Annotated in this window: 8 protein-coding genes; 4 read left to right on the forward strand and 4 right to left on the reverse strand. The window is 56.6% G+C overall.

All coding sequences use genetic code 11. From position 1 onward, the window contains the following. Positions 1-139: 139 nt before the first annotated feature. The 3 genes from FCN45_RS22320 to FCN45_RS22330 are packed head-to-tail and all read left to right on the forward strand — an operon-like array spanning position 140 to position 3591. Entirely contained in the window at positions 140-1588 is a 1449-nt protein-coding gene (locus FCN45_RS22320) for an amidase (protein ID WP_137387321.1), read from the forward strand. Next, the gene (locus FCN45_RS22325) at positions 1581-2891 is read left to right on the forward strand and encodes a cytosine permease (RefSeq protein ID WP_137387322.1); all 1311 of its coding nucleotides are present in this window, start codon (positions 1581-1583) and stop codon (positions 2889-2891) included. Before FCN45_RS22320 ends, FCN45_RS22325 begins: the two co-directional genes overlap by 8 nt. Then, positions 2884-3591, forward strand: a complete 708-nt coding sequence (locus FCN45_RS22330; RefSeq protein WP_137387323.1) for a cysteine hydrolase family protein — start codon at positions 2884-2886, stop codon at positions 3589-3591. The genes FCN45_RS22325 and FCN45_RS22330 overlap by 8 nt, the downstream gene beginning before the upstream one ends. Here FCN45_RS22330 and FCN45_RS22335 read toward each other — a convergent pair. The 4 genes from FCN45_RS22335 to betI all read right to left on the reverse strand — a co-directional run bounded on the left by FCN45_RS22335 (position 3588) and on the right by betI (position 8686). Continuing rightward, a complete protein-coding gene (locus tag FCN45_RS22335; RefSeq protein ID WP_137387324.1) occupies positions 3588-4490 on the reverse strand; it encodes an alpha/beta hydrolase in 903 nt (300 codons plus the stop codon). The genes FCN45_RS22330 and FCN45_RS22335 overlap by 4 nt on opposite strands. Positions 4491-4898: 408 nt before the next feature. Beyond that, positions 4899-6578 carry a choline dehydrogenase gene (betA, locus tag FCN45_RS22345; protein ID WP_101761565.1) on the reverse strand — a complete coding sequence of 560 codons (1680 nt, stop codon included), beginning with the start codon at positions 6576-6578 and terminating at the stop codon, positions 4899-4901. A gap of 28 nt (positions 6579-6606) precedes the next feature. Then, positions 6607-8079 carry a betaine-aldehyde dehydrogenase gene (gene betB, locus FCN45_RS22350; RefSeq protein ID WP_137387325.1) on the reverse strand — a complete coding sequence of 491 codons (1473 nt, stop codon included), beginning with the start codon at positions 8077-8079 and terminating at the stop codon, positions 6607-6609. Between the two features lie 13 nt (positions 8080-8092). Then, positions 8093-8686, reverse strand: coding sequence for a transcriptional regulator BetI (betI, locus tag FCN45_RS22355; RefSeq protein WP_101761563.1), 594 nt, complete (start codon positions 8684-8686; stop codon positions 8093-8095). A 255-nt stretch (positions 8687-8941) separates the two neighbouring features. Between betI and FCN45_RS22360 the strand changes: the two genes are divergently transcribed. Further along, the gene (locus tag FCN45_RS22360) at positions 8942-10972 is read left to right on the forward strand and encodes a choline transporter (RefSeq protein ID WP_137387326.1); all 2031 of its coding nucleotides are present in this window, start codon (positions 8942-8944) and stop codon (positions 10970-10972) included. Positions 10973-10979 lie beyond the last annotated feature (7 nt).

Raw genomic sequence — 10979 nt, forward strand, 5'->3', positions numbered from 1 at the left:
ATTGTAAAGAAACATAAGTATTCGATCTTGTATCCAAGAGCGTATCCCATCTGGCCTGGCCGCTAGCGCCCTCGTTTATGGAATTTTCTGGCACGCAAACTGCAACGTTTCCGATAAGTGATAAATCGGGAGTATTCGCATGTTTGATGCACTGTTGGATGAAGATGCCACTACGCTGGCGGCGTTAATTCGCGGCGGAGACGTTTCGGCGCAGGAAGTGACGCAAGCCGCCATCAATCGCATGGAGCAGCGCGAGCCGCAGATTCAGGCGTTTTGTACCGCTACGCCAAAGCTGGCGCTGCAACAGGCGGCCGCTGTTGATGCAAAACGCGCGCGCGGCGAAACGCTGGGGGCGCTGGCGGGCGTTCCGCTGGCGGTGAAAGACCTGATTTGTACCGCAGGCGTGAAAACCACTTCTGGATCGCCTGCCTACGCTGATTTTGTCCCGGAAGAAGATGACATCACCGTTGAGCGCCTGGTGGCGGCCGATGCGGTGCTGCTGGGGAAAACCACCGCACCGGAGTTTGGCTATAGCGGCGTTGGGCACAATCCACTGTTTCCATCACCGCGTAATCCGTGGGATCTCTCTAAAACGCCGGGCGGATCGAGTGCCGGTTCCGGAGCGGCATTGGCGGCGCGCCTGTGTCCGATTGCGCTGGGCAGCGATGGCGGCGGTTCGGTAAGAATCCCCGCCGCGCACTGCGGCGTGTTTGGCCTGAAAGCGTCGATGGGGCGCGTACCCTTATGGCCGGGCTGTCGCGATGAGCGTTATCCCGGCGTTTCCAGCTGGGAGTCGCTGGAGCATATCGGCCCGATGACGCGTTCGGTGCGCGACAGCGCGCTGATGATGTCGGTGATGGCGGGGCCAGATATGCGCGATCGCCACTCGATTCCCTGCAACGACGTGGATTGGCTGGCCTCGCTGGAAAAACCGCTGAGCGGTCTGCGCATCGCTTTCAGCGCGGATTTCGGCTACATCGCCGTTGATCCTGAAGTGCGTGACATTGTCACAAAGGCCGCGCGTCGTTTTGCCCGTGAGCTCGGCGCTGAACTGGATGAAGTCGATCCCGGTATCACCGATGAAGGTGCCACCTTTGCCGCGCTGGTGGCTTTTGAGAGCGATCTCACCGGCATGCGTCACATGCACGCTGAACTGGGTGCACGCATGTCACCGCATCTCAGCGCCATGCTGCAACGCGACTGGCGCGCTGAAACCTTTACCGACGCTAACACCACACGCAAAAAGCTGTGTAACCAGATGTGGCGCTTTATGCAGCATTACGATCTGCTGCTGTCGCCGACGCTGGCGGTGCCACCGTTCCCGCTCAATATGCAGGGACCGGAGATCATCGATGGCCGCATGGTGCGCAGCGATCACTGGCTCTCATTCTGCTTCCCGTTCAATTTCACCGGCCAACCGGCGGCGTCTGTTCCTGCGGGCTTTACCGCCAGCGGATTGCCGATTGGCATGCAAATCGTGGGTCGTCATCTCGACGATGGCCTGGTGCTGGCGGCGAGTGCCGCGTTCGAGCGCATACAACCCTGGAATCACATCACACCTGTTTCAATCGGAGTTGCCCATGACTAACAAAAATTCACCAGCTTTAGAGCAGGAGTTCGAGCATGAACCGGTTCCGCTCAGCCATCGCCACTCGACGGGTTCGGTGTCGGCGGTGTGGTTTGGTTTCCCGATGATCCTCACCAATGCGCTATTTGGCGGCATCATTACCTGGCATCTCGGCTTCTGGCCGGCGCTGATTGCCATTCTGCTGGGAAATCTGGTGCTGTTTGCCTATGTGGGTGCGCTGAGCTGGTTCGCCGGTAATACCGGCATGAACTTCGCGCTGCAGGCGAAACGCACCTTTGGCACCAAAGGCTACATTTTGGTTTCGGGCTTCCTTTCTACTGTAGTGATCGGTTGGTACGCCTTCCAGACCGGGTTAACCGGCACGGTGATTAATCAAACCTTTGGCTGGAATGCGCTGGCGGTGACGGCGTTTGCCATGGTGCTGTATACCGCCATCACCTTCCTCGGCGTGCGCGCATTGTCCGTGCTCGGCATGATCGCTGCGCCGCTGTTCGTGGTGTTGGGATTGGTGGCGCTGTGGCTGATCAGTAAGGATCACGATTTCAGCACCATCACGCAGTTTACCGGCAGCAGCAGCGCAGTCGGCGCGATGAGCATGGGCACCGCCGTCACCATGGTGGTGGCCGGTTTTGCCGATTCCGGCACCATGACAGCAGATTTCACCCGCTGGTCAAAAGACGGTAAATCGGCGGTGATTGCCGCGTTCTCAGCGTTCCCGGTGGCGAACGTTATCTCTTATCTGTTTGGTGTGGTGATTGTGGCGGTGGGCGCGGCGGTTGATCCGGCGAGTAACGGCGGCAACTTCCTGCCAATGCTAATGGGGCACGGCATGCTGCTGTCGGTGATTGCTTTCCTGTTTGTGTTTATCAATCTCGGTTCGGTGTGTACGCACTGCCTGTATAACGGCGCGGTCGGCTTTAGTCATCTTTTCAGCAGCAAAATGCGTCTGTGGACGGTGATCCTTGGCGTGATTGGCGGGGCGCTGGCGCTGGCTGGCGTGTGGTCCTATTTCCTCGAATGGCTGAGCTTGCTTGGCATCGTGGTGCCGCCGTTTGGCGCAGTGATGATTGTTGATTTGATCTTCATGGCCAAAATCAGCGAGCAGCGCCAATTGCGCCGTATGCGCGGCAGCGCCTTTGCCGCCTGGGCGATTGGTAGCTTGTGTGCGGTGATTGCGCACATCGCTTTCCCACAGTTCGGTGAAGCGGTGATTGGCCTAATGACTGCTGCCGCCAGCTATACGCTTATTGTGAAACTAAAAGGTGAAAGCACAGTAACGGTGATGGAGGAAAAAAATGCCTGATTACGCCATTGATTCAACCCCTTACTCGTGGCCGTATGACGGTCGCTGCAGCCCGCAGGATACCGCATTGATCGTTATCGATATGCAAACCGATTTCTGCGGTAAGGGAGGTTACGTCGATAGCATGGGCTACGACATTGCCTTAACGCGCGCGCCTATCAAGCCGCTGCAGCAGGTGCTGGCAACGATGCGCGAGTTGGGCTTCCCGATCATCCATACGCGCGAAGGGCATCGGCCGGATTTAAGTGATCTGCCCGCAAATAAGCGTTGGCGATCCAGATGCATGCAGGCGGAAATCGGCGCGCCCGGTCCGTGCGGGCGCATTCTGGTGCGCGGTGAACCGGGCTGGGAAATTATCCCGGAACTGGCGCCATTGCCGGGAGAAGTCATCATCGATAAACCGGGCAAAGGCTCGTTTTACGCTACCGATCTCGAGCTGATTCTGCGCAGCCGCGGTATTCGCAATCTGATCATCAGCGGCATCACCACTGATGTCTGCGTCCACACCACGCTGCGCGAGGCTAACGATCGCGGTTTTGAGTGTTTGGTGTTGTCAGATTGCTGCGCGGCGACGGAGCTGAAACACCACGAAGCGGCGCTTAGCATGATCCATATGCAGGGCGGGATTTTTGGTGCCGTGGCCAGTTCGCAGACCTTGCTGGCGGGATTAATTAGCAAGCAAACGGTTGAGGTGGATTAGCTCTTTAACCACTTTTCGTAGTGCTCTGGCCACGCCATGGTCGGCGTGCCGGGCCTGCCCATACCAAATCCATGTCCGCCGCTGCTGTAGCGATGCATCTCAACCGGCACATGCTCACGCTTACAGGCGTCAGACATAATCAGCGTGTTATGCGGATCGGAGATCGGATCGTCCTCTGCCTGCACCAGAAAGAAGGGCGGCGATTGCGGATTGACAAACTCCTGCACTGACCATGCGGCGTTTTCACTGACGGGCGCGTGGTTGCCTACTAAAATTTTGTGGGTTGAAGTGTGGGTGTAAGGCGCTTCCAGCGTGATGACGGGATAGATCAGCGCCGCGCGATCGGCCGTGGCGGGCAGGTTATCCAGGGTATCGGTTGCCCTGTAAGATCGAAAATCTGCTCGCGTGACCGCCATACCGAGCAGATGACCGCCAGCGGAAAAGCCCAACACGCTGACATATTTTTCCCGTTGCCGCACCAGGCGTAGCGCGCGCTGTGCATCCTGCAGTGAAACCATCGCACCATCTTTCCAGCCTTCATGCGGTAAACGATAACTCAGCACATAAGCGGTATATCCGCGCGCCGTCAGCCAGGCTGCAGCGGGCCAGGCTTCTTTACCCATTTCAATGCGCGTATAGCCGCCGCCTGCGGCAATCAATACCGCGCGACCATTAGGCGAGGGCGGCGTTAATACGGTGAGTGTGGGCTGTACGATATTACGCTGCGCGCCTTTGGTTGAAATCACCAGATCGCCAGCAGGACCGCCACCGCCCGGCGGTAAATCTGGCCATAGCGGCAAGATTTGGGTTGTTACGCGTCTCGAAGCAGCCCAGATTAGCCCGCTGCGCACTGTCAGCGCGGAAAGAGTGAGATACGACAAAAAATGGCGGCGCTTCATGGCAGATCCTCACGAAATCGGAGACTTATTGAAGCAGATAAATCAGCAGAAAAGATGAAGAGGGCGTTGCTATGTATGAACAAATGCGACGGGACAAGCATTAATGTTTGTAGTTACAACATACTTTTAATTGTTTTCTTAATCGTAAGCCTGGCAGCAGTGCGGTTGTCGTTGTGACAGTGAAGCGCGGCTATAGATGCTACGACGAAAGTGAAATTGGCCTCGGCTGCGTCTGGTACTCCGATGGGTGCTAATGATGAGGCGATCGCCAGACATGCCATTGCGGCAGGCACAATTTTAGTTCCTAACAATACTCGGGAATTCGCTCGGGTAGTTGATTTGGATCTTCAGGATTGGGCTAGCTAGCCACCAAAGAAAAGGGCGACCAACGTCGCCCCCAAATCAACCTCAACCACGCATCGGTTCAGCGCGGACCGGTTTATCACCGGCAACAAAGTAATCCGCTTCGCTGCGCGGCAGCGGCTGGCGACCACGAATGTTATCTGCGATTTTCTCGCCGATCATGATGGTCGTCGCGTTCAGGTTACCGGTGATGATCAGCGGCATGATTGAAGCATCTACCACGCGCAGGGCTTCAACGCCGTGAACGCGGCCTTCACCATCGACGACAGACATCTCGTCGTTACCCATTTTACAGGTGCCGCACGGGTGATAAGCCGTTTCGCCGTGATTTCGCACAAACTCATCCAGCTGCTCATCGGTCTGGCAATCCAGGCCTGGGCTGATCTCTTTACCGCGATATTTATCCAGCGCCGGCTGGTTGATGATCTGGCGCGTAATACGAATCGCATCGCGGAACTCCTGCCAATCCTGCTCATGTGACATGTAGTTGAACAGAATCGCTGGATGGCGACGCGGATCGCGTGATTTCAGGCGTACATGACCGCGGCTCGGTGAGCGCATCGAACCAACGTGGCACTGGAAGCCGTGCGCTTCCACCGCGTTCGAGCCGTTGTAGTTAATCGCCACCGGCAGGAAGTGATACTGAATGTTAGGCCAGCTGAACTCTTCACGGCTGCGAATAAAGCCGCCGCCTTCAAAGTGGTTGCTGGCGCCGACACCGGTGCCATTAAACAGCCACTCCGCACCGATTTTCGGCTGGTTCCACCACTTCAAGGCCGGGTAGAGCGAAACTGGCTCTTTACACTCATATTGCAGGTACATTTCGAGGTGATCCTGCAAGTTTTCGCCCACGCCCGGCAAATCATGCACCAGCGGGATATCAAACTGTTTCAGCAGTTCAGCGGATCCGACCCCGGAACGCTGCAGAATCTGCGGCGAGGCGATGGCTCCAGCGCACAGCAGCACTTCACGACGTGCATGCGCCTGGTGCGAGGTATTGCTGGAACCCAGCAGATACTGCACGCCAACTGCGCGTTTACCTTCAAACAGAATGCGGTCGGTGGTCGCATGGGTGACGATTTTCAGGTTCGGACGGGTTTTCGCGGTATCGAGATAACCGCGCGCGGTGCTGGAGCGGCGACCTTTCGGCGTCACAAAGCGATCCATTGGCCCGAAACCTTCCTGCTGATAGCCATTCAGGTCATCAGTGCGCGGATAACCTGCCTGCACGCCCGCTTCAATCATCGCCGCAAACAGCGGATTGTTTCCAGGTTTACAGGTGGTAATGCTCACCGGACCTTCGCCGCCGTGATAATCATTGGCACCGATATCGCGCGTTTCTGATTTGCGATAGTAGGGCAGGCAGTTCAGGTAGCTCCAGTTTTCCAGACCAGGCTCCCTGGCCCAGTTATCGAGGTCCATCGCGTTACCACGGATGTAGCACATGCCGTTGATCAGCGACGAACCGCCCAAACCTTTACCGCGCCCGCACTCCATGCGGCGGTTGTTCATGTACGGCTCAGGTTCAGTTTCATACGCCCAGTTGTAGCGTTTTCCCTGCAGTGGGAACGCCAGCGCCGCAGGCATTTGCGTGCGGAAGTCGAAGCGGTAATCTGGGCCGCCCGCTTCTAAAAGCAGCACATTGACGCTGCTATCTTCGGTCAGTCTTGTTGCCAAAACGTTCCCTGCGGATCCGGCTCCGATAATGATGTAATCAAATTCCATTAGTCGTTCCTCAGGTTAAAAGCCAAAATTAAAATACGGACTGAAAACGGGTCATTTCGAGCTGCACAGATTTCACTTGCGTGTAGTTTTGCAGCGTCATCAGGCCATTTTCACGGCCCACACCCGAATGTTTGTAACCGCCCACCGGCATTGCGGCGTCAGATTCGCCCCAGGTATTGATCCAGCAAATGCCCGCTTCAATCTGGTGAATTACGCGGTGCGCGCGGTTAAGATCCTGGGTTACCACACCGGCCGCCAGGCCAAATTCGGTGGCGTTGGCGCGGCGAACCACTTCTTCTTCGCCTTCATAAGTCAGAATCGACATCACTGGCCCGAAGATCTCTTCACGCACAATGGTCATCTCATCGCGGCAGTCGGTGAACACGGTCGGTTCCACCCACGCGCCGTTATCAAAGGCTGCGCCGCTCAGGCGTTTACCGCCGCACAGCAGACGCGCACCTTCGCTGATGCCGGATTCAATAAAGCGCATCACGTTGTCGCGATGCGCGAAGCTCACCAGCGGACCGAAGTTGGTATCTGGATGGTTGAGATCGCCGGCCTTAATACGCGCCACGCGCTCAGCGATTTTGGCTTCAAACGCCGCTTGCAAATTAGCTGGGATAAACACGCGCGTGCCGTTGGTGCAAACCTGGCCCGAGCTGTAGAAGTTAGCCATCATCGCGATATCCGCGGCGAGATCGGGATCGGCGTCGTCAAAGATGATCAGCGGGGATTTGCCGCCCAGTTCCATGGTGACATCTTTCAGCGTCGAACCGGCCGCATTGGCCATCACTTTCTTACCGCTGGCAACGCCGCCGGTGAAGGAGACTTTATCGATGCCCGGATGATCGGTAAGCAGCTGGCCGGTGACCGCGCCGCGACCGTTTAACACGTTGAACACGCCGTTCGGCACGCCCGCTTCAGTATAGATTTCCGCCAGTTTCAGCGCGGTCAGCGGCGTGACTTCGCTGGGTTTGAAGATCATCGCGTTACCGGCGGCCAATGCTGGCGCGGATTTCCACAGCGCGATCTGAATCGGATAGTTCCACGCACCGATCCCGGCTACCACGCCCAGCGGTTCGCGGCGGGTGTAAACGAACGAGGTATCGCGCAGCGGGATCTGCTGGCCTTCCAGAGAAGGAATCAAGCCCGCGTAGTACTCGAGCACGTCGGCACCGGTGACGATGTCCACGTATTGGGTTTCGCTCAGCGGTTTGCCGGTGTCGAGGGTTTCCAGCGCGGCCAGTTCGTCATTGCGCTCACGCAGAATATCGACCGCACGACGCAAAATGCGCGAACGTTCCATCGCGGTCATCGCCGCCCAGATTTTCTGGCCTTTTTTCGCGGCGGCAACAGCGCGATCAACGTCTGCGCGTTCCGCTTCATGCACGTCGGCCAGCACTTCGCCGTTCGCCGGGTTGATGGTCTGGAATGTGTTACCTGCCGCAGCGGGAACCAATGCGCCATCAATATAAAGGTGTTGCTCGGTGAATCGGGACATGATTTCTCCTTCCTCAGTGATTCTGGTCAGCCAATTGCTGACGAATGAATTGGGTGGTGAGCTGTCTGGCGATAGCCAAATCGAACGGTTTGCCGCTGAGCGCCGCGCGCAGCCACAGGCCATCAATCAATGAAGCGAGGCCATGTGCCGCCAGGCGCGCTTTTTCGCGCGGGATAACGCGACGGAACTCGGCTGCCAATGTGGAAAACAGGCGACGGCTGCTCACGCGTTCTAAGCGGCCCAACTGTGGCTGATGCATGCTGCTGGCCCAGAAATCCAGCCAGGCTTTCATTGCGGCGCTGTGCACCTGCGAATCATCAAAGTTGCCTTCTACAATCGCCAGCAGGCGCGCTTCCGTTGTGGCGTCTGCCAGCGGTTTTAACCTTGCTGCTACCGCATCACGTAGCTGACGTGTTACGTCACGCATCGTGGCTTCCAGCAGACCGTTCTTGTCTTTGAAGTAGTGGCTAATGATGCCTGTCGATACGCCAGCACGTCGCGCAATCTGCGCAATGGTGGCATCGTTGATCCCGACTTCGTTGATGGTGCTCAGGGTCGCATCAATCAGTTGCCGACGACGTATCGGCTGCATTCCCACCTTTGGCATAACACTCCAGCTCCACTTCAATCTTAGAGCACTATTAAAACTTTTTTTGATTGCACGTTCAATATAAAAAAGAAATTTGTTAGGATGCTGTGCTTGGATTGTTACAAAAACGAAGCGGGGAAGCGAAGGGACTCAGCGGATGCGTATGCACGCGCATCCCACGAAAACCGCATTTTGCCTCGTGGGGATGCCGTTAATGGCGATCTCCGCGAGCTTCTTTGGCACGTACTACAGGAAATTAACCAGAGGTAATCGATGATTAATCCACCTGCCAGTGAAAAAGACAGAATCAATCCTGTGGTGTTTTACACCTCCGCCGGACTGATTCTGACATTTTCACTTGTCACGATTTTTTACAGCGAACTCGCTGCCAGCTGGCTTCTGACCGCCGTTAATTGGGTCACCTCCACGTTTGGCTGGTACTACATGCTCGCTGCCACGCTGTACATCGTGTTTGTCATCTACATGGCGTGTTCACGCTACGGTGCTATCAAGCTGGGGCCGGAGCAATCTAAACCCGAGTTCAGTTTGCTGAGCTGGTCGGCGATGCTGTTTGCCGCCGGCATCGGTATTGACCTGATGTTCTTCTCGGTTGCCGAGCCGGTAACCCAATACATGCAGCCGCCAGAAGGTGCAGGGCAGACCATGGAAGCCGCGCGTCAGGCGATGGTGTGGACGCTGTTCCACTACGGCGTCACCGGCTGGTCGATGTACGCATTAATGGGTATCGCGCTCGGCTACTTCAGCTATCGCTACAACCTGCCGCTCACCATCCGTTCGGCGCTCTATCCGATTTTCGGCAAACGCATTAATGGCCCGATTGGTCACACGGTGGATATCGCCGCGGTGATTGGCACCATCTTTGGGATCGCCACCACGTTGGGGATTGGTGTGGTGCAGTTGAACTACGGCCTCAACGTGCTGTTCGATATTCCGGAAGGTTTCACGGCGCAGGCCGCGCTGATTGTGCTGTCGGTGATCATCGCCACCATCTCAGTAACATCCGGCGTGGATAAAGGCATCCGTATTCTTTCTGAGCTGAACGTCGCGCTGGCGCTGGGCTTAATTCTCTTCGTGCTGTTTATGGGCAAGACCGATTTCCTGCTCAACGCGCTGGTGCTGAACGTTGGTGATTACGTCAATCGCTTTATGGGCATGACGTTGAATACCTTTGCCTTCGATCAGCCACGCGAGTGGATGAATAGCTGGACGCTGTTCTTCTGGGCGTGGTGGGTTGCCTGGTCGCCGTTTGTCGGTCTGTTCCTTGCACGTATCTCGCGCGGTCGTACCATTCGTGAGTTCGTTTTGGGTACGCTGATTATCCCGTTCACCTTTACGCTGCTGTGGCTGTCGGTGTTTGGTAACGCGGCGCTGTATGAAATCATTCACGGCGATGCCGGCTTTGCGCAGGAAGTGATGGCGCATGCCGAACGCGGCTTCTATAGCCTGCTGGCGCAGTATCCGGCGTTTAAATTCAGTGCTTCGGTGGCCACCATCACCGGCATGCTGTTCTACGTGACGTCGGCGGATTCCGGTTCGCTGGTGCTGGGTAACTTCACCTCGAAGCTGAAAGACATCAACAGCGATGCACCGAACTGGCTGCGTATCTTCTGGTCGATTGCGATTGGTGTGCTGACGATGGGCATGCTGATGACCAACGGAATTTCTGCCTTGCAGAACGCCACGGTGATCATGGGCTTACCGTTTAGCTTTGTGATCTTCTTTGTGATGGCCGGGCTGTATAAATCGCTGAAGGTGGAAGATCACCGCCGCGCCAGCGCCAGCCGCGATACTGCGCCGTACATTCCGGCCAGTAACGATCGCCTGAGCTGGAAGAAGCGCCTGTCGCGTCTGATGAACTATCCGGGCACGCGCTATACGCAGAAGATGATGGAAGAGGTGCTGTTCCCGGCGATGCAGGATGTGGCGAAAGAGCTGGAGCTGCGCGGTGGACGTGTATCACTGGAGCGTGCCGAGCCAGAAGAGGGGCAGCCGCTGGGCCACCTTGATCTGCGCGTGTTGCTGGGCGAGGAGCAGGATTTCGTTTATCAAATCTGGCCACAGCAGTATTCGGTACCGGGCTTTACCTATCGCGCACGTAGCGGTAAATCGACCTATTACCGCCTGGAAACCTTCTTGCTGGAAGGCAGCCAGGGCAATGATTTGATGGACTACAACAAAGAGCAGGTGATCATCGATATTCTCGATCAGTACGAACGTCACCTGAACTTTATCCACCTGCATCGTGAAGCGCCGGGCAGCAATATGACCTTCCCGGACGTGTGATGTCAGC

The organism is Pantoea sp. SO10, assembly GCF_005281435.1.
In the GTDB taxonomy this organism is placed as follows: Bacteria; Pseudomonadota; Gammaproteobacteria; order Enterobacterales; family Enterobacteriaceae; genus Pantoea; species Pantoea leporis.